The organism is Cryptosporangium minutisporangium (assembly GCF_039536245.1).
Classification (GTDB): domain Bacteria; phylum Actinomycetota; class Actinomycetes; order Mycobacteriales; family Cryptosporangiaceae; genus Cryptosporangium; species Cryptosporangium minutisporangium.
Genome location: NZ_BAAAYN010000030.1, coordinates 108,332 through 133,922, shown reverse-complemented (window position 1 = coordinate 133,922; position 25,591 = coordinate 108,332). Strand labels below are relative to the sequence as shown.

General features: G+C 72.2%; 21 protein-coding genes. 8 read left to right on the top strand and 13 right to left on the bottom strand.

The features are described from left to right. Window positions 1-10: 10 nt before the first annotated feature. Window positions 11-1,336 carry an MFS transporter gene (locus ABEB28_RS23780; RefSeq protein ID WP_345730394.1) on the bottom strand — a complete coding sequence of 442 codons (1,326 nt, stop codon included), beginning with the start codon at window positions 1,334-1,336 and terminating at the stop codon, window positions 11-13. 115 nt (window positions 1,337-1,451) lie between these two features. Here ABEB28_RS23780 and ABEB28_RS23775 point away from each other — a divergent pair, with 115 nt between their 5' ends. Beyond that, window positions 1,452-2,426: a GlxA family transcriptional regulator gene (locus ABEB28_RS23775; protein ID WP_345730393.1), complete on the top strand. Its 975-nt coding sequence runs from the start codon at window positions 1,452-1,454 to the stop codon at window positions 2,424-2,426. 184 nt (window positions 2,427-2,610) lie between these two features. On the opposite strand, the gene ABEB28_RS23770 is transcribed toward ABEB28_RS23775, so the two are convergent. Genes ABEB28_RS23770 through ABEB28_RS23760 form a run of 3 tightly spaced genes read right to left on the bottom strand, consistent with a single transcriptional unit; the run spans window position 2,611 to window position 6,673 of the window. Then, window positions 2,611-4,959 carry a [protein-PII] uridylyltransferase gene (locus ABEB28_RS23770; protein WP_345730392.1) on the bottom strand — a complete coding sequence of 783 codons (2,349 nt, stop codon included), beginning with the start codon at window positions 4,957-4,959 and terminating at the stop codon, window positions 2,611-2,613. A gap of 28 nt (window positions 4,960-4,987) precedes the next feature. Further along, the gene (locus ABEB28_RS23765; protein WP_345730391.1) at window positions 4,988-5,329 is read right to left on the bottom strand and encodes a P-II family nitrogen regulator; all 342 of its coding nucleotides are present in this window, start codon (window positions 5,327-5,329) and stop codon (window positions 4,988-4,990) included. Window positions 5,330-5,335: 6 nt separating this feature from the next. Continuing rightward, entirely contained in the window at window positions 5,336-6,673 is a 1,338-nt protein-coding gene (locus ABEB28_RS23760; RefSeq protein WP_345730390.1) for an ammonium transporter, read from the bottom strand. A 254-nt stretch (window positions 6,674-6,927) separates the two neighbouring features. Here ABEB28_RS23760 and ABEB28_RS23755 point away from each other — a divergent pair, with 254 nt between their 5' ends. From ABEB28_RS23755 to ABEB28_RS23735, 5 genes are all read left to right on the top strand, one after another. Next, window positions 6,928-9,063 (top strand): NAD-binding protein, encoded by a 2,136-nt coding sequence (locus ABEB28_RS23755; RefSeq protein ID WP_345730389.1) that lies wholly within the window; start codon window positions 6,928-6,930, stop codon window positions 9,061-9,063. Further along, window positions 9,038-10,036: a TIGR04222 domain-containing membrane protein gene (locus ABEB28_RS23750; RefSeq protein WP_345730388.1), complete on the top strand. Its 999-nt coding sequence runs from the start codon at window positions 9,038-9,040 to the stop codon at window positions 10,034-10,036. The genes ABEB28_RS23755 and ABEB28_RS23750 overlap by 26 nt, the downstream gene beginning before the upstream one ends. A gap of 122 nt (window positions 10,037-10,158) precedes the next feature. Continuing rightward, window positions 10,159-11,097 (top strand): TIGR04222 domain-containing membrane protein, encoded by a 939-nt coding sequence (locus ABEB28_RS23745; protein WP_345730387.1) that lies wholly within the window; start codon window positions 10,159-10,161, stop codon window positions 11,095-11,097. Then, the gene (locus ABEB28_RS23740) at window positions 11,094-11,945 is read left to right on the top strand and encodes an MbnB/TglH/ChrH family RiPP precursor modification enzyme (protein WP_345730386.1); all 852 of its coding nucleotides are present in this window, start codon (window positions 11,094-11,096) and stop codon (window positions 11,943-11,945) included. The genes ABEB28_RS23745 and ABEB28_RS23740 overlap by 4 nt, the downstream gene beginning before the upstream one ends. Further along, window positions 11,942-12,379, top strand: a complete 438-nt coding sequence (locus ABEB28_RS23735; RefSeq protein WP_345730385.1) for an SCO6045 C-terminal-like domain-containing protein — start codon at window positions 11,942-11,944, stop codon at window positions 12,377-12,379. The genes ABEB28_RS23740 and ABEB28_RS23735 overlap by 4 nt, the downstream gene beginning before the upstream one ends. A 14-nt stretch (window positions 12,380-12,393) precedes the next feature. Here the strand turns inward: ABEB28_RS23735 and ABEB28_RS23730 are convergent, their stop codons facing one another. The 3 genes from ABEB28_RS23730 to ftsY form a co-directional block, all read right to left on the bottom strand. Beyond that, window positions 12,394-13,404: a hypothetical protein gene (locus tag ABEB28_RS23730; protein WP_345730384.1), complete on the bottom strand. Its 1,011-nt coding sequence runs from the start codon at window positions 13,402-13,404 to the stop codon at window positions 12,394-12,396. A gap of 90 nt (window positions 13,405-13,494) precedes the next feature. Further along, window positions 13,495-14,283, bottom strand: coding sequence for a phosphotransferase (locus ABEB28_RS23725; RefSeq protein WP_035857132.1), 789 nt, complete (start codon window positions 14,281-14,283; stop codon window positions 13,495-13,497). Next, entirely contained in the window at window positions 14,280-15,443 is a 1,164-nt protein-coding gene (gene ftsY / locus ABEB28_RS23720) for a signal recognition particle-docking protein FtsY (RefSeq protein ID WP_345730383.1), read from the bottom strand. Before ftsY ends, ABEB28_RS23725 begins: the two co-directional genes overlap by 4 nt. Window positions 15,444-15,650: 207 nt before the next feature. Here ftsY and ABEB28_RS23715 point away from each other — a divergent pair, with 207 nt between their 5' ends. After that, window positions 15,651-17,351, top strand: coding sequence for an alkaline phosphatase D family protein (locus ABEB28_RS23715; protein ID WP_345730382.1), 1,701 nt, complete (start codon window positions 15,651-15,653; stop codon window positions 17,349-17,351). A 324-nt stretch (window positions 17,352-17,675) separates the two neighbouring features. On the opposite strand, the gene smc is transcribed toward ABEB28_RS23715, so the two are convergent. The 3 genes from smc to ABEB28_RS23700 all read right to left on the bottom strand — a co-directional run bounded on the left by smc (window position 17,676) and on the right by ABEB28_RS23700 (window position 22,256). Further along, window positions 17,676-21,245 carry a chromosome segregation protein SMC gene (gene smc, locus ABEB28_RS23710; protein ID WP_345730381.1) on the bottom strand — a complete coding sequence of 1,190 codons (3,570 nt, stop codon included), beginning with the start codon at window positions 21,243-21,245 and terminating at the stop codon, window positions 17,676-17,678. Window positions 21,246-21,526: 281 nt separating this feature from the next. After that, on the bottom strand, window positions 21,527-21,730 hold the full coding sequence (locus tag ABEB28_RS23705; protein WP_345730380.1) for a hypothetical protein: 204 nt from the start codon (window positions 21,728-21,730) through the stop codon (window positions 21,527-21,529). Window positions 21,731-21,977: 247 nt separating this feature from the next. Then, complete coding sequence (locus ABEB28_RS23700) at window positions 21,978-22,256, bottom strand: acylphosphatase (RefSeq protein WP_345730423.1); 279 nt, start codon at window positions 22,254-22,256, stop codon at window positions 21,978-21,980. A 172-nt stretch (window positions 22,257-22,428) separates the two neighbouring features. Here ABEB28_RS23700 and ABEB28_RS23695 point away from each other — a divergent pair, with 172 nt between their 5' ends. Continuing rightward, window positions 22,429-23,274: a CAP domain-containing protein gene (locus tag ABEB28_RS23695; RefSeq protein ID WP_345730379.1), complete on the top strand. Its 846-nt coding sequence runs from the start codon at window positions 22,429-22,431 to the stop codon at window positions 23,272-23,274. A 16-nt stretch (window positions 23,275-23,290) separates the two neighbouring features. Here the strand turns inward: ABEB28_RS23695 and ABEB28_RS23690 are convergent, their stop codons facing one another. The 3 genes from ABEB28_RS23690 to rnc all read right to left on the bottom strand — a co-directional run bounded on the left by ABEB28_RS23690 (window position 23,291) and on the right by rnc (window position 25,582). Further along, window positions 23,291-23,665 carry a response regulator transcription factor gene (locus ABEB28_RS23690; protein WP_345730378.1) on the bottom strand — a complete coding sequence of 125 codons (375 nt, stop codon included), beginning with the start codon at window positions 23,663-23,665 and terminating at the stop codon, window positions 23,291-23,293. Window positions 23,666-23,733: 68 nt separating this feature from the next. After that, a complete protein-coding gene (mutM, locus tag ABEB28_RS23685; RefSeq protein WP_345730377.1) occupies window positions 23,734-24,639 on the bottom strand; it encodes a bifunctional DNA-formamidopyrimidine glycosylase/DNA-(apurinic or apyrimidinic site) lyase in 906 nt (301 codons plus the stop codon). A 4-nt stretch (window positions 24,640-24,643) separates the two neighbouring features. Next, a complete protein-coding gene (gene rnc, locus ABEB28_RS23680) occupies window positions 24,644-25,582 on the bottom strand; it encodes a ribonuclease III (protein WP_345730376.1) in 939 nt (312 codons plus the stop codon). Window positions 25,583-25,591: the final 9 nt, after the last annotated feature.

Genomic DNA, 25,591 nt, shown 5'->3' with positions numbered 1-25,591 from the left:
CCTCACGGGGTCAGCTGGCGGTGGCCACAGGGGGCGCAGTTGGAGTCGCGACTTTCTCTCCCTTGAGCGTAGCCGCCCCACGTCCCCGACCGACGCCGACCGAGAGGGTCGCGGCGAGAAGGCACAGCGCACCGGCCGCGTACCAGGCCGGCGTGTAGGTGCCGAACGTGTCCCGGACCGCGCCCGCACCGATCGCCATCAGCGCCGCACCGAGCTGGTGGGACGCGAAGATCCAGCCGAACACGACCGGCGCCCGGTCACCGAACGTCTGGCGGCAGAGCGCGACGGTCGGCGGCACGGTGGCCACCCAGTCCAGCCCGTAGAACACGATGAACACCAGCATCGTCGGCCCCACACCCTGGCCGAGCGAGGGAAGCAGCGCCGGGAGCAGCAACAGCGACGCGCCCCGCAGCCCGTAGTAGGCCAGCAATAGCAACCGCGGGTCGTAGCGGTCGGTCAGCCAGCCGGAGGCGATCGTCCCGACGATGTCGAAGATCCCGATCACGGCGAGCAGGCTCGCCGCCGTGGTGGTGGGTAGCCCGTGGTCGTGCGCGGCCGGCACCAGGTGGGTTCCGACCAACCCGTTGGACGACGCTCCGCAGATCGCGAACCCGCCGGCCAACAGCCAGAACGTGCCGCTACGGACGCCGATGCGCAGGCCGTCGAAGGCGTTCCGGGCGGCACCGCCGACGGGGCGCTCGGGGCTCGGCTCGTCGGTGCCGTACCGGGTCAGCCCGACGTCCTCCGGCCGGTCGCGGAGGAAGAGTACGACCAGCGGGACGACGGCGAGCGCGCAGGCGCTGATCGCCAGCGACGCGATCCGCCAGCCCTGCGCCTGCGCCAGCGCGGCCACCGGCGGCAGGAAGATCAGCTGGCCGGTGGCGCTGCCCGCGGTGAGAATGCCGACCACCAGGCCGCGCCGGGCGACGAACCACCGGTCGGCGACCGAGGCGGCGAACACCAACGCCATTGAGCCGGTTCCGAGGCCGACCAGGACGCCCCAGCAGAGCACGAGTTGCCAGCGGGCGGACATCCCGACAGTGAGCGCCGCACCGGCGGCCACCAGCAGCAGCGCGCCCGTGGTCACCCAGCGCAGACCCAGCCGCTGGATGAGCGCGGCGGCGAACGGCGCGGTGAGCCCGAACAGCACGAGGTTGACCGTGACGGCGAGCGAGATGTCCGCCGTCGACCAGCCGAACTCTTCCTGCAACGGCAGGATCAGGACGCTCGGCGCGGCCCGGAACGCGGCGGCGCCGACCAGCGCGACGAACGCGACTCCCGCCACCAGCCAGGCGCGGTGGAGCCGGGGTTTCACCGGCACAGAAGTGTTGACCACGCCAACGAGCTTCGCCGACGACTCCGCTGCGAACCAGTGGCCCGAAGGACACTCTGTGAAAGAATCGGGCCATGCCCAGCCACTGCACCCCCCACCCAGCCGCCCAAAAATCGGAATGACTCTCCCCCGGCACCGGATCGCCGTGCTCGCTCTGGACGACGTCGTGCCGTTCGACCTCGGCATCCCCGGCCAGGTGTTCGGATCGGCCGAGCGGAACGGAGTGCCGCTCTACAGCGTCCACGTGTGTTCGCCCGGTGCGGCGCCGGTCGACAGCACCGCCGGGTACGCGGTGCTGCCGAAGTACGGGCTGGACGAGCTGGCGTCCGCGGACACCGTGCTGATCCCCGGCGTCCGCGGCAAGACCGCCGGAACGCGGGAATTCCCGGCCGAGGCGCTGGACGCGGTCCGGGCCGCCGCCGCCCGCGGCACCCGGGTCGCGTCGATCTGCACCGGCGCGTTCGTGCTGGCGGCGACCGGTCTGCTGGACGGCAGGCGGGCCACCACGCACTGGCTCTGGGCGGACGCGTTCCGCGCGCGCTACCCCGCGGTGACGCTCGACCCGGACGTGCTGTTCATCGACGAGGGGCCGATCGCCAGCTCGGCCGGTGTGGCCGCGGGCATCGACCTGTGCCTGCACTTGGTCCGGCGCGACCACGGCAGCGAGGTCGCCAACCGAGCCGCCCGGCGGTGCGTGGCGCCACCGTGGCGGGACGGTGGTCAGGCCCAGTACGTGGAGCGGCCGATGCCGACGACGTCCGGCGCGTCGACCGGCCCGACCCGCGCCTGGGCCCTGGAGCACCTGGACGAGCCGCTGGACCTGGCGACGATGGCCGCGCACGCGGGGATGAGCGTCCGTACGTTCACCCGCCGCTTCCGGCAGGAGACCGGGCAGGCGCCGGGGACGTGGTTGATAGCCCACCGGGTGGACCGGGCCCGCCACCTGCTGGAGGAGACCGACCTGTCCGTCGAGCGGATCGCCCGCTCGATCGGTTTCGGCACGACCGCGTCGCTGCGCCAGCACTTCGCGACGTCGGTCGGCACGTCCCCCGCGACCTACCGCCGCACGTTCCGCGCCTCCCCGGAAGACTGAGCCTGCCCGGGGGTGCGCGCCGCCCGGGGCGGATTTCCCGGAAGACCACCTCGCGCCGCGCTGCAGGGTGCTCTTCCCGAAAAACCACCTCTGGCGTCGCGCCACGGGGCGGCCTTCCCGGAACCCACCACCCTCGCGCCGTGGCGCCGGGCGGCGCTTTTCGGGAAGGCGGCCGACGTGATGTCTACGGCTGCGCTGCGGCCAGCACCGCCTTGGCGATCTCGTCGCGTTCCAGGTCGCTGCCGATCAGGTAGAACGCGTCGACGACCGCGGACCCGAACGTGCTGACCCGCGCACCCCGGACGACCGCGCCGCTCTCCTCCAACGCCGCCGTGACGTCGTGCAGCAGGCCACGTCGGTCCTCGGCCCGCAGCTCGAGCACGGTGGCGTCGCTCGACGCGTCCGGCAACCAGCTGACCTGCGGTGGCGCCGGCGCCTCACGGTCGCGTGCCTCGGCCTCCCGCTGGGACAGCGCCGCCGCGACGTCGTAGTTGCCGGCCACCGCGCGACGCAGGTCGGCGGTGAGCAGCGCCGGGTCCGGCAACCGCCCGAACCGTGGCGCGGCGCGCACCACCACGACCGGCTGCCCGTCGAACGTGCCGGCGTCGGCCGCGTAGACGTCGAGCCGGTGCAGGGCGCAGATGCCGGCGGTCCGGCTCAGCAGTTGCTGCACGCCCTCGCCGCCGACCACCGCGACCTCGTCGCCGTGGATCGCGACCGTGCACTCCCCGGGGCCCGGCAACCCCGCCCCCAACCCGGACCGCGACGACGCAGCGGTGGCGGCGAACACCTCCGCCGGCCGCTGGCGCACCGCCGGCGGGGAACCCTGCCCGATCAGGACGTGCACGCGCCGGACCAGGTCGCTGACCAGCCCCGCCTTCCAGCTGCTCCACGCCGCCGGACCGGTTGCCGCGGCGTCGGACTCGGTGAGCGCGTGCAGGACGTCGAGCAGCACCCCGTCGGAGCGGACCGCCTCCGCGACCACCTCCAGCGTCGCCGGGTCGTCCAGATCCCGCCGGGTAGCGGTGTCGGCCAGCAACAGGTGGTACCGGACGAGCCGCACCAGCGCGTCGGTGTCCTCCGCGGACAGGCCGAGCCGGGTCGCGATCCGACCGGCGATCTCCGCGCCGACCTCCGAGTGGTCACCCGGGAGGCCCTTGCCGATGTCGTGCAGCAGCGCGCCGATCAGCAGTAGGTCCGGACGCGCGACGCGGCGGGCGAGCGGTGCGGCGGCGACCGCCGCGGCCACCAGGTGCCGGTCGACGGTGTAGCGGTGCAACGCGTTGCGCTGCGGGAGCGAGCGAACCCGGCCCCACTCGGGCAGCCACTTCTCCACCATGCCGTGCCGGTCGCAGGCCTCCCAGATACCGATCGCGGCCTCGCCCGCCCCGAGCAGCGCGACCAGCGACTGCAGCGCCGACTCCGGCCAGACGTCCGGCAGCGGGGGCGCGGCGACCGCCAGCCGCTCCAGCGCCGCTCGGCCCGGCGGGAGGTTCGCCACCGCCGCGGCCGCGGCGAACCGGAGAGGCAGCACCGGGTCGAGCGCCGGGTCGACGCCGCGCGCGAGCACGACCTCACCGTTCTGCTCCACGACACCGTCGGCGAGCGGCCGCCGGTTCACCGTCGAGCGGCGCCGGATCGGCCACCGGCGACGCTTGCTGAGTAGCCCGTCGACCTGCCGCCAGGCGGTGTCGGACGCGTACGCGATGGTGCGCGCCGCGTCGGCGACGTCGTGCAGCAGCGCGTCGGCGTCGGAGTAGTTGAGGACCTCGGCGACGGCGTCCTGCTCGGCCAGCAACAGCCGGTCGAGCGCGCGGTCGGCCACCCGGTGCAGTGCGTCCCGGGTGTCGAGCAGCAGCCGGTAGGCGTCGCGCACGCTGCCCCGGGGCGCGTCCACCAGCTGCGCGTAGGCCAGCGCGCGCAGGGTGACCGCGTCACGAATGCCGCCGCGTGCTTCCTTGAGGTCGGGTTCGAGCAGGAACGCCAGCTCCCCTGCGGTCTGCCAGCGCGCCACGGTGAGTTCGCGCAGTTCGCCCAGCCATCCGGCCGGGCTGGCCCGCCACGCCGCGCGGACCGCGGCGGCCAGTTCGTCGGCGAGCGCCCGGTCCCCCGCCACGTACCGGGCGTCCAGCAACCCCAGGGCTGCCTTGACGTCGCTGCGGGCCACGGTGACCGCCTCGTCGACGGTGCGCACCGCGTGGTCGAGGCCGACGGCCGAGTCCCAGATCGGGTACCAGACCGACTCGGCGATCTCGGAGATCCGCGGGTGTCCGGTGTGGAGCAGGACCAGGTCGACGTCGCTGCGGGCGACGACCTCGCGGCGCCCCAGGCTGCCGACCGCGACCAGGGCTACGCCGGCGACCGGCGGCAACAGCCCCGCCAGCCAGCGGTCGAGCGCGTCGGAGAGCTGGGCTCGGGGCGGTGGGCCGGTCGGTGCGAACGGCGCCCGGGCGTCCGGAGCCCGACGGCCGGCCGGGTCAGAAGACCCGGCCGGCTCGTTCAAGCCCCCGACGTGCCTGTCATCGGGCCCCACCCGCTTCTCATCGGGCCCCACACGCTTGTCAGAGGGCATCGAGTCCGCGCTCGCCGGTACGGACCCGGATCACCTCGTCCACCGTGGTGACCCACACCTTGCCGTCACCGATCTTGCCGGTTCTGGCAGCCGCGACCAGTGCGTCGACGACCTTGGCTGCGTCGATGTCGTCGACCACGACCTCGATGCGGACCTTCGGCACGAAGTCGACCTGGTACTCGGCGCCCCGGTAGACCTCGGTGTGACCCTTCTGCCGTCCGTAACCCTGGACCTCGGAGACCGTGAGGCCGGCGATGCCCAGCGCGGAGAGGGCGCCCTTGACGTCCTCCAGCTTGAACGGCTTGATGACTGCGGTGACCAGCTTGGCCATCGGGCTCTACTCCTTACCGGCCGGAGCCGCTTCGCGGACGCTCTGGTCGTTGATACCAGCCGGGGCCGGACCACCCACGACACCGGAGCGGGCGCTGCTGCCCGAGACGAAGTCGTAGGCCGACTCCGCGTGAACCGCCGTGTCGATACCTTCGATCTCCGCTTCCTCGTCCAGCCGGAAGCCCATCGTCTTCTTGATGATGAAGCCGATGATGTAGGTGGCGATGAAGGAGTACGCGAGGACCGCGAAGGAGGCGACCGCCTGCTTACCCAGCAGACCGAGTCCGCCGCCGTAGAACAGACCGTTGGTGTCCGCCACGACGGTGTCGGTGGCGAGCAGACCGATCAGGAGCGAGCCGGCCAGACCGCCGACCAGGTGAACGCCGACGACGTCGAGCGAGTCGTCGAACCCGAGGCGGTACTTGAGACCGACGGCGAGCGCGCAGACCGCACCGGCCAGCAGACCGATGATCAGGGCACCTACCGGGTTGACCGAACCACAGGCCGGGGTGATCGCGACCAGACCGGCGACCGCACCCGACGCCGCACCGAGGGTGGTGGCGTGCTTGTCGCGCACCTTCTCGACGATCAGCCAGGAGAGCACCGCAGCCGCGGTGGCGACCTGCGTGTTGATGAACGCGATGCCCGCGGTGTTGCTGGCGGCGACGGCCGAACCGGCGTTGAAGCCGAACCAGCCGAACCACAGCAGACCGGCGCCGAGCAGGACCAGCGGCAGGTTGTGCGGCTTGAAGCTCTCCCGCGGCCAACCCCTGCGCTTACCGAGCACCAGCGCGAGCGCCAGGCCGGCCGCACCGGCGTTGATGTGGACCGCGGTTCCACCGGCGAAGTCCAGAGCACCGAGGTCGTTGGCGATCCAGCCACCCTCGGTGGTGTCACTGTCGAACGCGAACACCCAGTGGGCGACCGGGAAGTAGACCACCGTCGCCCAGACGCCGGCGAAGACCATCCACGCGCCGAACTTCGCACGGTCCGCGATCGCGCCGGAGATCAGCGCGACGGTGATCACCGCGAACATGAGCTGGAAGGAGGCGAACACGGTCTCGGGCAGAGTGCCGGAGACCCCGGTGAGCGTGCCCTTCAGGCCGATCTTGCCCAGGCCGCCGATGAGCCCGCCGAAGGCGTCGTCGTCGAACGCGAGCGAGTAGCCGTAGAGCATCCACAGGACACTGACGAGCCCGAGAGCGCCGAAGCTCATCATCATCATGTTGAGGACGCTCTTCGCGCGGGTCATCCCGCCGTAGAAGAGCGCCAGACCCGGCGTCATGAGTAGGACGAGGGCGCTGCTGGCGAGGATCCAGGCGGTATCGCCGGAGTTGATTTCCATGCCCCTCCTTCCGAGGAACAAAGATGTGGGGGTCATCGCAGAGCACGGGGGTCGGCACACCCTCGTCCTGCGTCGGGGTCAGCGTGGTGCGATGACGTTTCGACGGGCGTTCGGAGGAGTTTCTGGTTCGTGACGCTGTGTTTCTTGGCAGTTAACTCTTCCCCACACCGATTTCACGCGGCGCCGCGCTGACCTGCAGAAATCCGTACCATCCCGGGCATGACGCCCACCGTTTCCCACTAGAGGTCCCTTGTATGAGTGGTTCTGCGTCCCGCCCCGAGTTACCGCGTTCACACCCGCCGATCGTTCTGGTGGGCGCCGACGCGCTGGCCGCTCGGCTGGTCGAGGAACTCGGCAAGCTCGAAGACGTCGCCACCGGGCGAGGGCCGAGCCCTGCGCCGGGTAACGGATCCCGCCTCCGCTGGCGGTCTGACGTTCGTCCGTCCGGGCGTCCGGCTCCGTCGCCGGACGCCGGGCCCGCGGCGTGGGTCACGGTTGTCGTGCCCGATCCGGACGGACCGTTCGTCCCGCACCTGGAGCGATCCGGTGTGCGGCTCCGGACCGGTTCCGGGCGGGACAAGGCGGTGCTGGAGGCCGCCGGGGTCGCCACCGCGTCCGCGCTCGTCCTGCTCTCCGACGACGACGTCGGGAACCTGCACGGCGCCCTCGCGGCGCGGGAGCTGAACCCGGACATCCGCCTGGTGGTCCGGATCTTCGACGAGAAGCTCGCGCGCCGCATCGAAGGGCTGTTCGGCCACGACTGCACGGTGCTCTCCTCGTCCCTGATCGCGGCGCCGTCGTTCGTGGACGCCGCGCTCGGCGACGGGCAGCAGCTGATCGAGATCGGCGGCCGAACGCTCAACGCGGGCCCGCCGGAGACCGTCACCGGCACGCCCTACGTCGTGCTGGCCCGCACCGACGCGTCCGCGCCGGAGGGCACCGTGCTGCTGCCCGACCGCGACTGCACGGACGCGGAGCTGGTGCTCGGCGAACCCGCGCTGCCGGTCGTCGGCGTCGCCCGCCGTCGGATGCGGTGGCCCGGCGGCTTCACCCGGTGGGCCAGCGCCCGCCTGCGCTGGACGCTCGCCGGCCTGTCCGCGCTGGTGGGGATCGGGTCGGTCGTGCTCCGCCACGATCTGGGGCTGAGCTGGCTCGACTCGTTCTACGGCATGGTCTCCACGCTGACCACCGGCGCTCCGGACGGGGTGGATGACGCCGGTCCGGCCGTCACGTTGTTCGTCGCCGGCTCGATGCTGACCGGCGTCGTCCTGATCGCGTTGATCACCGCGTTCGCGGTGGACGATCTGCTCGGCAGCCGGTTGACCGGGGCCTTCGGGCCCTCGGTCGGCCGGGTCACCGACCACGTCGTCGTCTGCGGCCTGGGCACGGTCGGCCTCCGCATGGTCGAACAGCTGCGGGCCGCGGGGGTTCCGGTGGTGGGGATCGACACCGATCCGGACGCCTCGGTCGCGGCCGTGGCGCGCCGGCTGAGCGTCCCGGTCGTGCGGGGGGACGCCAGTGACGAGCACACGCTGCGGGCGGCCCGCGCGCACCGGGCCCGCAGCGTGGTCGCGGCGACCGACGACGACGTGGCGAACGTCGAGGTCGGACTCGCGGTCTGGGCGATGGACCAGGACCTCCGCATCGTCCTTCGCCTGTTCGACCAGGACCTCTCCGACCGGATCACCGGCGCGCTACCGCAGGCCGTGTCGCTGTCGGTCTCCGCTGCGGCCGCCCCCGTGTTCCTGGCCGCGATCCTCGGCCGCGAGGTGAAAGCCGCGATCGGGCACGGCCGGAGCGTGCTGCTGGTCGCCGAGGTGCCGGTCGGCGCGGGCAGCCTCGCCGACCAGCAGCCGCTGAGCGACCTGGAGAAATCCGGGAAGGTGCGGGTCTTCGGCCACGTGCGGGACGTGCCGGCGCCGCGCAACGGCGGCCGTGCGGGCACCGGCCGCAGCCGGGCGCTGACCTGGCACCCCCGCCGCGAGGAGCCGGTCGCCGCCGGCGACACCGTCCTGCTGGTCGCGACCCGGGCCGGCCTGACCGACGTGCTGCTGCGCACCGGCGCGACGAGCGACGTCCCGGAGGGCGGCGCCGCCGAGGTCGAGGAGCCACTTCCGCACGGCGCTCCGGCCGGACGCCGCTTCGGTTCGGTGTCGGATCGGTTGACCGGCCGCTGGCGTGTCGCGGTGCCGACACGGCGCGGCCCGTGGTCCGCGTTGCGTGCGATCCTCGACCGCCGAGCAGATTCGTACCCACCGCCCGGGAACTCCGCCGGCCCGACGCACCGTTTCCCACCTCCGGCCTTCTCCGACGTCCAGCGACCTCAGCCGACGCCGGTGGAAAAGAATCCAGTGGAGGCGCCCGATGAGGACCCTCGCGGCCTCCGGTGACACCTGGGGCATCTCCGGCCCAGCGTTCCTGCTGACCTACGTCCTGTTCGCCGCGCTGGCGATCGGGGCGACGATCGTGGTCCGCCGCGCGCTCACCCGCGGTCCGGCCCCCCAGACGCTGCTCCCGCTCACCGATCCGATGCTGGTGGCCCTGCTCCGCGGTGGCCCCACCCTGGCCGTCCCGACCGCGATCGCCGCACTGCGGTCACGGCACCTGGTCGCCGCGGTACCCAGTGGTGGCATCGTCGCGAGCCGTCCGACGGCCGAAGGGCTGGGCCCAGTGGAGGCCGCCACCCTGCGGGCGGTCGCGTCCGGGCGCACTCGGCCGTGGACGATCCTGGCCGACGGGAACGTGCAGGCGGCGATCTCCGCGGCGTGGTTCCGGCTGGAGCGGGACGGGCTGGTCCCGTCGGCCCGGCGACGCACGTACTACCGCCTCGCCGGTCTGGCCCCGGTGCCGGTGCTGCTGCTCGGTATCGCGCGGTTCGTCGCCGGGGTGGCGGGTGGAAAGCCGGTGGGCGTCCTCACCGTGCTGCTGGCGACGCTGTTCGTCGTCGAGCTGGTGTTCCTGCTGGTCAGTCCGCCGCTCACGACCCGTGCCGGCCGCGCGGCGGTGCGGCAGGAGGTCCGGCGCCACGAGCACCTGCGGCCCTCGTACCGCCCGGCCTGGGGTGCCTATGGCTCCTCCGGAGCGGCGATGGGCGTCGCGCTGTTCGGCACCGCGTCGTTGACCGCGGCCGACCCGGCGTTCGCGGTGGCGGCCGGCATCCCGAGCGCTGGTGCGACCGGCTCACCGCACTACTCGTCGGACAGCTCGGGATCCTCGTGCAGCAGTTCGTCGTCGTGCGCCAGTTCGACGTTGGGCGGCAGCTCTTCGTCCTGCAGCAGCAGTTCGTCATCGTGCAGTAGCAGTTCGTCGTCGTGCAGTAGCAGTTCGTCGTCGTCCTCGAGCGGATCGAGCTGCGGCGGCTGAGCGCCTGTCAATACTGCGACAAGCCGGAGCCGCGGCCCGGCGCCGCCTGCGATTCTCAAGGTCAGAACGTGCGTGTCCCGGACGGACGGGCACGGCGGCGGACAAGTGGAAGGAGGCGCCCGATGAGAATCCTCGCGGCTCCTGGTGACACCTGGGGCATTCCCGGGACAACGTTCCTGCTCGGGTACGCCGTTCTCGTCGGTGTCTCGATCTGGCTGGCGATCGCGCTGCGTCGCGGTGTCGCCCGCGGCCCGGCGGCCGAGAGCCTGCTCCCGGTGTCCGATCCGTTCGCGCTCGCGTTGCTGACCGGCGGCCCGCTGCAGGCCGTCCAGGCGGCGATCGCCGGGCTACGGGCCCGCCACCTGGTCACCGCCGCAGCCGGTGGTGGCGTCGCCGCGAGCCGGCCGCCGAACAACGGGCTGCACCCGCTGGAGAACGCCGTCCACCGCGCGATCGCCGGCGGCCGCAGGCACGTCTGGATGCTGCTCGCCGACGACCGGGTCCGGAGTGCGGTCGGCACCGTACGCAAGGATCTGGAGCAGGCGGGGCTGGTGCTCACCGGCCCGCAGCGGGTGACCTACCGGCTACTGGGACTGCTCCCGGCGCCGGTGCTGCTGCTCGGCGCGGTCCGGTTCTTGGACGGCGCGGCCGCGGGCAAGCCGGTCGGCTACCTCACGATGCTGCTGATCGTGGTGATCGTGGTCCAGATCATGTTGCTGCTCAGCGGCCCCCCGGAGAAGACGCGGGCCGGCAAGGAGGCGGTGCGCAGCGAGATCCGTCGCCACGACCACCTGAAGCCCGAACTCAACCCGTCGTGGGGCGCGTACGGCGCGGTCGGCGCCGCGATGGGCGTCGCGCTGTTCGGTACCGCGGCGCTCTACGCCGCCGACCCCGCGTTCGCCGCCGAGTCGGAGATCCGGCGGGCGGCCGCGGCCGGCTCGTCCAGTTCGTCCAGCAGCGGTACCGGCGACTCCGGGTCGTCCTGCAGCAGCTCGTCGTCGTGTTCGAGCGGCTCGAGCTGCGGTGGCGGCGGCTGTGGCGGTGGAGGCTGCGGCGGATGACGAGTGCGCTGAGCAGGCTTCCCGACCTCGGCGTCGGCGTCGGTTGGCGTCCGGAGATCGCCGGCGTCGTCGCGGATCTGCCGGACCTCCGGTTCTGCGAGGTCGTCGCCGAGGGGATCCACACCCACGTGCCGCTCTCCGGCCCGCTCGCGACGCTGCGGGAGCGCGGCGTGACGGTCGTGCCGCATGGCGTCCGGCTCTCGCTCGGTGGCGCGGAGCCGGTGGCGCCGGAGCGCGTGCGGCATCTCGCCGAGTGCGCCGCGCTGCTGGACGCACCGCTGGTCAGCGAGCACATCGCGTTCGTGCGGGCCGGTGACCTGGAGGCCGGGCACCTGCTGCCGGTGCCCCGCACCCGGGCCGCGGTGGACGCGCTGGCAGCGAACTACGCGCGGACGCGGGACGGTCTGGGGGACGTGCCGCTGGCGCTGGAGCCGATCGCGGCGCTGTTCGACTGGCCGGACGACGAGTACGACGAGGCCGACTTCCTCACCGCGGTGCTGGACCGGACCGGCGCGCTGCTGCTGCTCGACGTCGCGAACGTCTACGCGAACGCGCAGAACCGCGGCCAGGACCCGATCGCGCTGCTCGACCGGTTACCACTCGACCGGGTCGCGTACGTGCACGTGGCGGGTGGGCGGGAGGCCGAGGGGCTGTACCACGACACGCACACCGATCCGGTGCCGCAGCCGGTGCTCGACCTGGTGACCGCGCTGGCCGAGCGGGCGACGCCGGCCGGGTGGCTGCTGGAGCGGGACGGCGACTACCCGCCGGCGGAGGTGCTGCGCGGGGAGCTCGCCGCGATCACGGGCGCGGTCGCGGCGGGAACCCGCGCGGCAGGCGTCCGATGACCGGCCCGTCTGCCGAGGCGGCCCCGACGACCGGCACCGGCGCCGGGACCGAGGCCGTGACCGACGCGACGACCCCAGCCGAGGATCTCGCGGCGGCGCAGGCGGCGTTGGTGGCCGCGCTGGTCGCCGGCGGGCCGCTCCCGCCGGGATTCGACACCGGTCGGGTGGACGCCGCCCGCCGGGCGCTGCTGCGGAAGCGGGCCGGCGAGGTCGCGCGGGCATGGCCGCTGCTGGCCGGGTCCCTGGGTGCGGCGTTCACTCCGCGCTTCGTGCGGTGGGCGGCCGGGCGCCCCCCGTCCGGTTCGTTCGCCGACGGCCTCGCGTTCGCCCAGCACCTCCGCGACGCCGGCGAACTCCCCCCGCTGGGCGCGACGGAACTCAGCGAACGCGAACCCCGCCCCGAGAAGGTCCGCCGCCGGTTCTGGCGCCGATAGCGGTACCCGGCAGCTCACTCCGGGAGCCGGACCAGATCGTGCGAGTCCAGCTGGTTGGTCTCGTCGTCCCGGTGATCGAACCGCACCGTGTACTGCACGCGGAACTTGGCCGGGCCCACGATGGCGGTGACGGTGCCTCGCGCCCCTTCCTCGATGGTGCCGGTCAGGTAGTGCTTGTCGTCCACGAGCGCGACCCGGTCGCCGCACGCGAACGGCTCCGGCCGCACCCGGGTGAGGTAGAGGTAGACCGGCAGCGTGGACGCGCCGAGGAACCCGACCCCGACGGCCACCACCGCCACGGCCAGCGGTGGCGTCCACCGGGCATCGGCGTCGTGGGCCGCGAGGAAACAGACCGCGAGCGTGCACGACGTCATCGTGAACAATCCCGCGATCGCGATCGCCAACAGCGACGAACGCCGTTCGACGTAGATCCGGTGAGTCGCGGTCCAGCTGTCGACGTGGAGGCGGCGGGTCGCCACCCAACCGTACGTGAGATACCCGAATACGCCCCACAGCGTCAGCACCACGATCAGCACCACGAGGCTCACGCTGACCCACCGGGGGCCGCCCTGCGCATAACGGATATCGCAGTAGGTGTCGACCCCGAGGCAGAGCAGCGCGAACATCGGAATTGCCGAGAACTGGCTCAGCAACCGATTCGCGTAGTAAAAGACGTCGCCGCCGATCGCGGCGCGGAGTAATGCCAGGACAGAAAATACGGAGAACTGTCCGGCGATCAGGAACTGCGCCCCGGCGAGCAGGTGCTGAGCGGCCAACGACCCGGGACGGTCCGCGTCCACCCCCATCGCCGCGTACGTCAGGGCCGCGAGCGCGAGGCCGAAGAACGAACAGACCAGCGTCGCCAGCGCCTCGCGGAGCGCGAACGCTTGGCGCTCGTTGAACGTGTATCCACCCAACGACCCTGAAACGATGACGACGAGGCCCGCGAATGCGAATCCGGCCAGTACTCCAGCCAATTGCGAATACAGGGCAGCTACCGCACCCAGATCCGCGACGTCTCGCATCTCCGGAATGGTAATCAGCGTTCACCGGCGCGGGGTCGGTTCCGGCGCACCTGGCGGGATACCGAAACCGACCCTCGTGACGGACGCGTCCTAACGCAGAGCGTGCTCCAGGAGATGCCGTTCGTGATCGATGAGCCGTAGGTCGCGCACGGGACGCTTGAGATGGCCCTTCTGCACGATCCGCACGAACGCCGGCTCGCCGGCCTCCGCCATCCGCCGGATGCCCTCGATGTGGTCGACGATCCGGGTCCGGATCGTCCGCACCAGCCGGGCCCGGTCGCGCGGCGTCAGCCCGTACGCGTCGGCGAAGAGCCGGAGCCGCCGCGGACGGTCGGGGTGGCGCCAGCCGAGCGTCCGCGAGTCCCGATCGGAGAAGAGCGGCACCCAGGTCCAGGCCGAGTACGCGACGTCGTAGATCCGGGCCCCCGGCGACGAGAGGTCGAAGTCGATCATCGCCAGCGTCCCGTCCGGCCGCCAGACGACGTTGTGCGGCGCCGCGTCGTGGTGGCAGATCACCTCGGTGTCCGGCGGCGGCGGCCCGAACGAGCGCCACCGCGTGCCCGGCGGCGGCACGAACCCCGCCTGGGCGTCGTGGAACAGCCGCAGCATCGTCGCCACGGTCACCAGCGCCTCGTCGGTCGTCCAGTGCGGCTTGAGCGGGTACTCCCCGGTCTCGCCGTCGAGGTACGAGAGGACCTCACGGCCCTTCTCGTCGATCCCGAACGCGCGGGGCGCGCCGGTGAAGCCGACCGCCTCGAGGTGCCGCAGCAGCGCGTGCACCGCAGGCGTCCAGGGGCCGGCCGTCCGCCGGACGGTGTCACCGACCCGGACGACGGTGCTGACGCTGCCGCCCTCGAGCGGGATCTCTTGTTGCGTCACGCCGCCTCGCCGAGGAGCGCGTCGACGAACGCCGCCGGCTCGAACGGAGCCAGGTCGTCCGGGCCTTCGCCGAGCCCGATCAGCTTGACCGGGATGCCCAGGTCGCGCTGGACGGCGATCACGATGCCGCCCTTGGCGGTGCCGTCCAGCTTGGTGAGCACCACCCCGGTGACGTCCACGACCTGGGTGAACACCCGGGCCTGCGCCAGGCCGTTCTGCCCCGTGGTGGCGTCGAGGACGAGCAGGGTCTCGTCGACCGGCCCGTGCTTCTCGATCACCCGCTTGACCTTGCCGAGCTCGTCCATGAGACCCACCTTGTTCTGCAACCGGCCAGCGGTGTCTACCAGCACGGTATCCACCTTCGCCGCAATTCCCTGGCGAACGGCGTCGAACGCCACCGAAGCGGGGTCGGCACCCTCCGCACCGCGCACCGTCTCGGCACCCACTCGCTCGCCCCAGGTCTGCAGCTGATCGGCGGCGGCGGCACGGAACGTGTCGGCCGCGCCGAGCAGCACGGTACGCCCGTCGGCGACCAGGACGCGAGCGACCTTTCCGCAGGTGGTGGTCTTACCGACGCCGTTGACGCCCACCATCAGCACGACCGCGGGCCGGTCTTCGTGGGGCAGCGTGCGCAGCGAGCGGTCGACGTCCGCGCCGATCGCCGCGATCAGCTCCTCGGCGAGCAGCTTCCGCAGGTCGTCCGGGGTGCGGGTGCCCAGGACCCGGGTCCGCTCCCGCAGCCGCTCGACGATCTCGGTGGTGGCGGCCACCCCGACGTCCGCGGTGAGCAGCGCGTCTTCGACCTCTTCCCAGTCGTCCTCGTCGAGGTGGTCACGGGAGAGGAGGGTGAGCAGCCCGCGTCCGAGCGCGTTCTGCGAGCGCGCGAGGCGCGAGCGCAGCCGCACCAGCCGCCCGGCCGTCGGCTCCGGCACCTCGAGGGCCGGCGTCGGCGGCGCCTCCGGCACGGCTTCGGGTTCCCGGACGGGCGCTTCTTCGACCGGCGGGGCCAGCGTGTCGGTGCCACCGGAGACCTCGTCGGCGACCTGGCCCGGGGTCACCGGCGGAAGGTCGATCCGGCCACGACGGCGGGGAACGAGCAGCCCGACGCCCGCGCCGATCAGCACGACGAGCAGGACTGCACCGAGGATCAGGTACTCCATGACACGAATCCTGTCAGACCCGTGCTTCCTCCGGCGTCGTGCCTCCACAGCGAGGCCTCACCGATGGGCCATCGGACCGCCGTTCAGTGGTCACCCGAGTGCGGTGCGGCACGCAGGACGGCGTTCGGGATGATGGACTACGGGGAAACCCCGGAGCTGGTCTCGCCGCACCGACGACAGGCAGTGCTCACGAGAGAATGGGCGAACATGGCTGAGCTCGTACTGGGTCCGTTGCTCCGGCACGTCACCGACACCAGCGTCACGGTGTGGGTGGAGACCGACGTGCCCTGCGAGGTCGACGTACTGGGCCGGACCGCGCGGACGTTCAGCGTCCACGGCCACCACTACGCGCTGGTCATCGTGGACGAGCTGGAGCCGGGGACCGTGCAGCCGTACGAGGTGAAGCTCGACGAGACGGTCGTCTGGCCGGAGCCGCACTCCAGCTACCCGCCCTCGGTGCTCCGCACGCTGGCGCCGGACCGGGCCCAGCGGCTGATCTTCGGCTCCTGCCGGCACGCCACGCCGAGCGCGCTGGAGACCCTCGGCTACGAGCCGGACGCGCTGGACACCTACGCGCAGCGCATGGCGTTCGAGGACCCGAGCCGGTGGCCGGATGCCGTCCTCCTGCTGGGCGACCAGGTGTACGCCGACAAGACCTCTCCGAAGACCCAGGAGTTCATCAAGTCGCGCCGTTCGATCGACGCTCCGCCGTTCCTGGAGGTCGCCGACTTCGAGGAGTACACCGCGCTCTACCAGGAATCCTGGACCGACCCGGACATCCGCTGGCTCCTGGCCAACGTCCCGAGCGCGATGATCTTCGACGACCACGACATCCGGGACGACTGGAACACCTCGTACGAGTGGCGGCGGGACATCGAACAGACGTCGTGGTGGCACTCGCGGATCGTCGGCGGGCTCACCAGCTACTGGGTGTACCAGCATTTAGGGAATCTTTCCCCCGCCGACCTGGCCCTCGACCCGATGTGGCTCGCCGTACGGGCGGCGGGTGACGCCGGGGTGGACGCCGGTGAGCTGCTCGAGCGGCTGGCGGTGATGTCGGACGCGGAGGTCGACGGCGCGCCCGACGCCGGCGTGCGCTGGAGCTACCGGACCGACTACGGCCGCACCCGGCTCATCGTCGTCGACACCCGGTGCGGGCGCGTCCTGACCAAGGACGAGCGGGCGATGATGAGCGACGCCGAGTTCGAGTGGCTCGCCGAGCAGCTGGACGGGGACTACGACCACCTCCTGGTGGCGTCCACGCTGCCGTGGCTGCTGCCGTGGGCGATCCACCACATGGAGGCCTGGAACGAGGCGCTCTGCGCGGGCAGTCGCGGGCCGCGGCTCGCCAAGTTCGGCGAGGTCGTCCGGCGCGCCGCCGACCTGGAGCACTGGGCCGCGTTCGCCGAGTCGTTCGAACGGCTGGGGCAGCTGCTGGCCGAGGTCTCCCGGGGCGAGCGCGGGCCGCGTCCGGCGAGCATCGCGGTGCTCTCCGGCGACGTCCACCACGCGTACGTCGCGAAGGCCACGTTCGATCCGCCCGGGGAGGTGCCGGTGTACCAGCTGGTCGTCTCACCGGTGCACCAAACCGTGCCGGGCGCCATCAAGATCGGCTTCACCGTGGGCTGGAGTCGCCTGGCGGCGGCGGTGGCGCGGCCGATGGCGCGGTGGGCCAAGGCACCGCGGTCGAAGGTGCGCTGGACCCGGCTGTCCGGGCCGTTCTACGGCAACGAACTCGGGACGCTGGTGATCGAGGGGCGGGTCGCGCGCTTCAGCCTGGAACGCGCGCTCCGGACGCCCGGCAGTGCGCCGCGGCTCTCGACGGTGAACCAGACACCGCTGTCCTGGCGGGACCACGCGACCGGCGACCCGGTCGCCCCCTTCCCCGCCCGCGCCGAGCTCAACTGACCCGGCGCGGCTAGGTCAATTTTCGGGAAGGTCGCCTCTCAGAGCGCTCTGAGAGGTGGCCTTCCCGAAAAGCCGTGCTGCGAGCCGCGGTGCGGGCGCGTTGGCGGGCGAACACTTCGGGCGTACGGCGCGTGAACGACCCTGCCCGCAGGTGGGGTCATGCTGAGAACACGCCGGACGGAGCAGCCCTCCGGGTAGGAGCGGAAGGAGCGGGACCATGAGCTACGGCACCGAAACCTACGAGGAGTCCGGCTCGGCCGGCACCGACTACTTCTACTACGAGAACGGCTACTACTACCGCGCCGCCCGGCCGCGCGACGATCGCTAAGCGGTCACCGCATCGCGGAGGCGCTGGCTGATCACCTGCGTGATCCCATCGCCGCGCATCGCGACGCCGTAAAGCGCGTCGGCGATCTCCATCGTTCGCTTCTGGTGCGTGATGATGATCAGCTGGCTGGACTCCTGCAACTGCTCCAGCAGCGTGATCAACCGCCCCAGGTTGGTGTCGTCGAGCGCCGCCTCGACCTCGTCCATCACGTAGAACGGCGAGGGCCGGGCCCGGAAGATCGCCACCAACAGCGCCACCGCAGTCAGCGAGCGCTCCCCACCGGAGAGCAGCGACAGCCGCTTGACCTTCTTGCCCGGCGGCCGCGCCTCCACCTCGACGCCGGTGGTCAGCAGATCCTCCGGGTCGGTGAGGAAGATGCGCCCCTCGCCGCCGGGGAACAGCGTCCGGAACACCACCTCGAACTCTCGCGCGGTGTCCTCGAACGCGCTCTTGAAGACTTCGTGGATCCGCTCGTCGACCTCTTTCACCACGGTCAGCAGATCCCGACGGGTGTCCTTGAGGTCTTCCAGCTGCGTGCTGAGGAACTTGAACCGCTCCTCCAGCGCCGCGAACTCCTCCAGCGCCAGCGGGTTGACCTTGCCGAGCAACTGGAGGTCGCGCTCGGCCTTCGCGGCCCGCTTCTCCTGCGTCGGCCGGTGGTACGGCAGCGCGGGCGGTGGCGGCTCGCCGTTCCGCTCGGCCTCGGCGATCTCGGCCTGGGTCGGCGGCACCGGCATCTGCGGCCCGTACTCGTTCGCCAGCGTCTCGACGTCGATCGCGAAGTCGTCGGCGGCCTTGATCTCCAGCTGCTCGATCCGCATCCGCTGCTCGGCGCGGGCCACCTCGTCCCGGTGCATGGCGTCGGTGAGCCGGTCGAGCTCGGCGGCCAGCTCCCGCACCCGCGCCCGGACGCCGGTCAGCTCGGCCTCGCGCGCCACCCGCGCCTCGGCCACCGCGTCCCGCTCCTCGGCAGCGGCGGTCAGCGACACCTCGATCTTCGCCAGCGCGACCCGGGCTCCGGACGAGACCGCGCGCGCCACCGGGGCGACCAGGGCACGGGCGGCGCGCGCCGCTTCGGCCCGGGCCCTGGCCGCGCGCTCCGATGCCGCGGCCCGCTCCAGCGACTCCGCCCGGCCGGCCAGCGACCGCACCCGCTCCTCGGCGGTGCGGACGGCCAGCCGCACCTCCATCTCGTTCTGCCGGGCCTGGCTCGCCAGCGTCTGCAGCTCGTCCCGCTCGTCGGTGGACGGCTCGTCGTCGAGCGGCGTCTCCTCGGCCAGCCGGAGCCGCTCCTCCAGCGCCGCGAGGCCCTCCAAATCCTTGTCCCGCGCCTCCTCGGCGCGCAACCTTCCCTGCGCGAGCCGCTCGGCCTCGGCACGCGCCGACCGGGCGGCGGTCGACAGCTCGGCGATCCGCCGCTCGGCCTGGTGGCGCTGGGTCTCGGCCTCCTTCTGGGCCGCCGCCACCACCCGCACGGTCTCCTTACGGGTGTCCACCTCGGCGCGGGCGGCCTCCAGCTGGGCGCGCAGCCGCTCGCCCCGGCGTTCGGCCTCGGCCCGGCGGTCGCGGGCGTCGTCCACCGCCGCCTGGATCTCCAGCGTGCTCTGCGCCTTGGCCGCGCCGCCCGCCGCCTCGACCGCGCCCACGACGTCGCCCTCGGGCGTGATCGCACGGACGCCCGGTTCGCGGGACACCAGCGCGCGGGCCGCGTCCACCGACGGAACGCACGCGACCTGGTGGAGCGCGCGCCGGACCGCGGGACGCAGGTCGTCGGCGACCTTGACCAGGTCGACCGCCCATCGGGCGTCGTCCGGCAGGACCGGCCACGGGCCGTCCGCGGCGTCGCCGCCGCCGGCCACCAGCAGCGTGGCCCGGCCGGCGTCTGCCGACCGCAGCCACTCGATCGCGTCCACAGCGCTGTCCACCGACGCCACCGCGACCGCATCGGCGAGTCCACCGAGCGCCGCGGCGAGCGCCGCCTCGTACCCCACTTCGACGCTGAGCAGCCCGGCGACGCCGCCGAGCAGTCCGGGCACCTGGTCACCGGCGGACAGCAGGGCACCCGCGCCGTCCTTCCGGGACAGTCCGAGGGCCAGCGCTTCCTGGCGGGCCTTCCACTCCGACGCCTCGCGCTCGGCGACCCGCTCGCTCTGGGTGAGCTCACGGACCCGCGCCTCGGCGACCTCCAGCTCCTCGCGGGCGGCGGCGTGCCGGGCGAACAGGTCGGTGTCGCCCTCGTCCAGCCCGTCGGCGGCCTCCTGGGCGACCTCCAATTCGGACTGTGCGACGTCGGTCCGCGCCCGGGCCTCGCCCAACGACGCGGAGAGCCGGGCGATCTCGTCCTCGGCCGCGGTTGCCCTGGTGCGCAACGCGTTGACCTGGCCGGTCAGCCGCGCGAAGCCTTCCCGGCGGTCGGCGACCGCCTTCATCGCGGCGACGTGGGCGCGCTCGGCGTCGTAGGCCCGCCGCTCGTACTCGGCCCGGGCCTCGGTCGCCTCGGCCAGACGCTCCTGATCGGCCTCCAGCGCCTCGGTGAGCGCCTCGTGCTGCCCCCGGACCACGGCGGCTTCCTGTTCGAGCACCTCCGGGTCGCGGGTCGGGCGGCTCTCCTCCGGCTCGGCCGAGAGGTACCGCAGACGTTCGTCGGCGAGCTGCGCCAACCCGCGGAAACGCTCCTGCAACGCGGACAGCCGGTACCAGGTGTCCTGCGCACGGGCGAGCACCGGGGCGTCGGCCGCCATCGCGGCGTCCAGTTGGGCCTCCCGCTCGCGGTCGGCCTCCAGATCGGCCTCGACCTGCACCCGCCGGGCCCGGACCGCGGCCTCGTCGGCGACGTCCTGCTCCAGCGCCGTGCGCAGGGTGACCAGGTCGTCGGCGAGCAGCCGCAGCCGCGCGTCCCGCAGGGCGGATTGGACACCGGCGGCCCGGCGGGCGACCTCGGCCTGACGCCCCAACGGCTTGAGCTGACGGCGCAGCTCGGCGGTGAGGTCGGTGAGGCGGGTGAGGTTCGCCTGCATGGCGTCGAGCTTCCGCAGTGCTTTTTCCTTGCGTTTGCGGTGCTTCAAGACGCCGGCGGCTTCCTCGATGAACCCGCGACGGTCTTCCGGGCGCGACTGGAGGACGCTGTCCAGCTGCCCCTGGCCGACGATGACGTGCATCTCCCGGCCGATACCCGAGTCCGAGAGCAACTCCTGGATGTCGAGCAGACGGCACGAATCGCCGTTGATCTCGTACTCGGAGTCGCCGGTACGGAACAGGCGCCGGGTGATCGACACCTCGGCGTACTCGATCGGCAACGCACCATCGTGGTTGTCGATCGTCAGCGTGACCTCAGCCCGCCCGAGCGGCGCGCGACCCGCGGTACCGGCGAAGATGACGTCTTCCATCTTGCCGCCCCGCAGCGCCTTCGCACCCTGCTCGCCGAGCACCCAGGCGATCGCATCGACGACGTTGGACTTGCCCGAACCGTTCGGCCCGACGACGCACGTGATGCCGGGCTCGAACCGCAGGGTCGTCGACGAAGCGAAGGACTTGAAGCCCCTCAGCGTGAGGCTTTTGAGGTGCACGACTCTCCGGCTGGTGGGATCTCCGCGCGGTCGTCCCTGCGCGGACAGGCGCGAGTAGGGGAAGGTTTTGGACGACCATACCTTCCCCACCAGCGGCTATCTGCGCAGACGGGTTCGTGTCGGGGCGGGCCGGTGCGGCGGCCCCCCACAGCACAGCCGGGGCGGTGCCTTGAGTAGTTCTGCCGGATCGGACGGGCTGGTGACCAGCGAAGCCCTCGCCCAACCGGATCTGCCGGGTCCTCGGCGGGGTGCTGACCCTTCGCCGCCCGGCCCGGTCGAGGTCAGACGGGCTGGTGCTCCAGCTCGGAGACCCGGCTCAGCTCCGAATCGCGGTCGGAAAGCTCGGCAGCGAGTCGGTCGTTCTCGGCGCGGAGTCGAGCGATCTCGAACTCCAACGTCCGTACCGTCCCGCGCAGCCGCACTACCTCGTCGCGCAGTCGGCCGTCGGCAACATTGCCGACATGGCCGAAGAGGGCCTTCGCCATGGTGTCTCCTCGTATGGGCGTTCGAACGCCGTGTTTATGGTGACCCGTGGACGCGCAGACACCGACCCCACTGGCGATACCGACCCGGGCAACCAGGCTGGTCCTCGCAGGGCCGGTACGTGTAGGGCGACGGTCAACCCCTGCTCACGCAGTCCACTGAAATGGTCCGCAAACAGCTTACGGTCTCTCGCGGCCAAGGTCACGCCAGGCGTGGGGATGTGGTCTGCCACATTCGGCCGTACCCGTCTCAGCGCTCGGAAAAACCCGACAGTCCACCCTTCGGGGGACTGAATCGTTCGGCGACGTGATCGACGTGACCCGGAGTTCCGCCGCCACGCAGCAAGGCCAGCAGCGCATCGCAGTCACTTCGGGGTCCTTCGGCGACCACCTCGACCCGTCCGTCGGCCGCATTCCGGGCCCAACCGACCAGTCCGAGCTCCAGCGCGCGGCTCCGCGTCCACCACCGGAAGCCGACTCCCTGAACCCGGCCACGGACCCACGCGGTCAGTCGAACCGGGTCGGGCAGCGGTACGTCTTGGGGGTGACGAGTCACTTGACGCGGGCTGCCATCCTCGGATGGTTCACCCGGGTACACGGGAGTGCTCACAGAGCCCAACTCTAACCGCGCATTAAACCGACCTTGTAGTTGCGGCGTGGGCCTGGTGCGTCGGCTGCGGCGGTTCCTAGGCTCGCCGCCGATGGAGCAGCAACGGAGCAGTTACCAACCACGCCACCGGCGGGCCGACAGGGTCAGCCCGACCCCCTGGCGTTCCGCCGGGGGACGCGGCAGCGCACGTGAGCGCGCCGGCTTCAGCACGCGCAGCGTCCTCGTGCTGGTCGTGCTCGCCGCCATCGCCGTCGGTGCGTGGATCCCGTGGTACCTCGGGCGCGCCGGCGCCGACACGCTGCAGACCGCGAAGGGTTCCCCGGTGTCGATCGACGCCCCGGCGAGCCAACCGGTCGAGGCGGCGACCACCGACCCGGCCAAGTCCGGCGGTGACACCGCGAGCCGCTCCAAGAGGCCGGCGGCCGCCGGGCCCGGTGCCACGCCCACCTCCGCCGCGCCGTCGGCGAGCGCCGCCCAGTCCCCCAGCAGCGCCGGGTCGTCGGCGCCGACCGCCGAGAAGAGCGCCGAAGAGCCCTCCACCGCACTGGCCGGGCCGGCCAACGAGAGCGATCAGGTCATCGAGCTGGTCAACACCGCGCGGGCCGAGGCCGGATGCGACCCGGTCCACGCCGACTCGCGTCTGGCGGCGGCCGCGCTGAAGCACAGCGAGGACATGATCGCCCGCGACTACTTCGCGCACATGACGCCGGACGGCGTCTCGCCCTGGGACCGCGCGAAGGAAGCCGGGTACGAGGTGCCGACCGGGGAGAACATCGCGCTGGGCCAGAAGGACGCCGCGGCCGTGATGGACGCATGGATGAACAGCGCGGGACACCGGGCGAACATCCTGAACTGCGCCTCGAAGGCGGTCGGGATCGGCGTGGCCACCGACTCGGCGGGCACCCCTTACTGGACCCAAATGTTCGGCGCTGAGTAGGGGGCGGCCCGCCCGGTCAGGTTCGGGCGCGGCTGAGTAGGGCCGTCACGCGGCTTTGGAGTTCGCGGGGGCTGAAGGGCTTGACGATGTAGTCGTCGGCCCCGACGCTGAACCCGGCCTCGACGTCGGACTCCTGGCCGCGGGCGGTGAGCAGGATGACCGGGATCGCGCTGGTAACCGCGTCGGCCCGCAGTTCGCGACACACGTCCAGCCCCGACATGCCCGGCATCGCGACGTCGAGAACGATGATGTCGGGGACCGCCCGGCGCGCCTCGGTGAGCGCCGTGGCGCCGTCGGTCGCGGTGATCAGCTCGTGCCCGGCCGCGCTGAGCTTGAAGGCGACCAGGTCGAGGATGTCGCGGTCGTCATCCGCGACCAGGATCGTGCTCATCCCGCGCCCCCCGTGCGAGTTGACCCTAGATAGAAGATGTAACCACAAATAGGGGGCTTTATCCGCACCTACCACCGCGCTCGGCGGGGCCGTGGTTGACACTTCGGGCAGGTGTACGAGGAGCGGTTCATGAACGCGTCGCGGCGGATCAGCGTCCCGCAGCGCGGACACGCCTGATCCGCGCGGCCATAGGCGGCCAGCGACCGCTCGAAGTACCCGCTCTCCCCGTTCACGTTGACGTACAGCGCGTCGAACGATGTCCCGCCCTGCTCCAGCGCCTCGAGCATCACGTCCCGGACGGCGTCGAGCAGGCGACGGATCTGCGGCCCGGTCAGCGACTCGGTCGGGCGCGCGTAGTGCAGCTGCGCACGCCAGAGCGCCTCGTCGGCGTAGATGTTGCCCACGCCGGAGATCAACGTCTGATCCAACAACGCCCGTTTGACGCCGGTGCGCTTGCGCCGCAGCGCGACCGCGAACGCGTCCGGATCGAAGTTCGGGTCGAGCGGGTCACGGGCGATGTGCGCGATGCTCGGCGGGACGTTCTCGCGGTCCCAGTGGTCGACCGCATTGCCGGGGACCGGTAGCGGCTCCACCGACAGGCCACCGAACGTCCGCTGGTCGACGAAGCGCAGCTCGCGGTTCTCGTGGTCACGACCGTCGTCCGGAGCGAACCGGATACGGGCGCGCAGATGCGTCTCGTCGGGCGCGTCCGGAGGCTGGACCAGGAGCTGCCCACTCATGCCCAGGTGGCCGACGAGCGCGTCACCGCCGTCGGTCGGCAGCCAGAGGTACTTGCCGCGCCGGTGGGCGGCGAGCAACGTCCGGCCGGTCAGGACCTCGGCGAAGTGCAGCGGTCCGGCGGTGTGCCGGCGGATCGATCGGGGGTTGTAGACCTCGACCGTCTCGATCGGGCGACCGAGGATCCAGCGGTCGAGGCCGCGGCGGACGACCTCGACCTCGGGGAGTTCAGGCATCCGGTCAGCCGTCGGACTCGCGAGCAGAGCCGTCGTCGTCGGGCGCGGACCCGTCGGCGGGTACCGGGCCATCGGCGGATGTGGAGCCGTCGGCGGATGTGGAGCCGTTCAGGACGCCGACGTTCCGGATCTTCCGGACCTCGGCCTGCGGGGCCCTGGTGTCGGCGGCTCCCGGGTCGGCGAACGCCGGGTTGACCGCGCTCTGCGCAGGCGCGGCCCCTGGCGTCGCGCTGCTCCCGGCGTCGATGCGGTTGCGCAGCGTGCGCCAGGCGAGCTCGGCCGCTTTCTGCTCGGCCTCCTTCTTGCTCCGCCCCTCGCCGGTGCCCAGTTCCTCGCCCCCGACGACCGCCGTCGCGGTGAACGTCTTGGCGTGGTCGGGACCGGCCTCGGTGACCCGGTACTCCGGGACGCCCAGCGCGTTGCTCGCGGTCAGCTCCTGCAGGCTCGTCTTCCAGTCCAGCCCGGCGCCGCGCTGCGCCACGTCGGCCATCAGTTCGTCGAACAGCCGGTGGATCACCTTGGACGCGGTCTCCAGGCCGTGTTCGAGGTAGACGGAGCCGAGCAGCGCCTCCAGCGTGTCGGCGAGGATGCTGGCCTTGTTCCGGCCGCCGGTCGCCTCCTCGCCCTTGCCGAGCAGGAGATGCGCACCCAGGCCACCGGGCCCCAGGTCGCGCGCCACGCCGGCCAGCGCACGCATGTTCACCACCGACGCACGGAGCTTGGCCAGCTGGCCCTCCGGCAGGTCGGGGTAGCTCAAGTAGAGCGAGGACGTGATGACCAGGCCCAGCACGGCGTCCCCGAGGAACTCCAGCCGCTCGTTCGTCGGCAGCCCGCCGTTCTCGTACGCATACGACCGATGCGTCAGCGCGCGTTCGAGCAAATCCGCGTCCAGCTCGACGCCGATCGCTTCCTCCAGCAGCGCTGCGGGGGGTCGCTCCCTCATCGCCGTGCC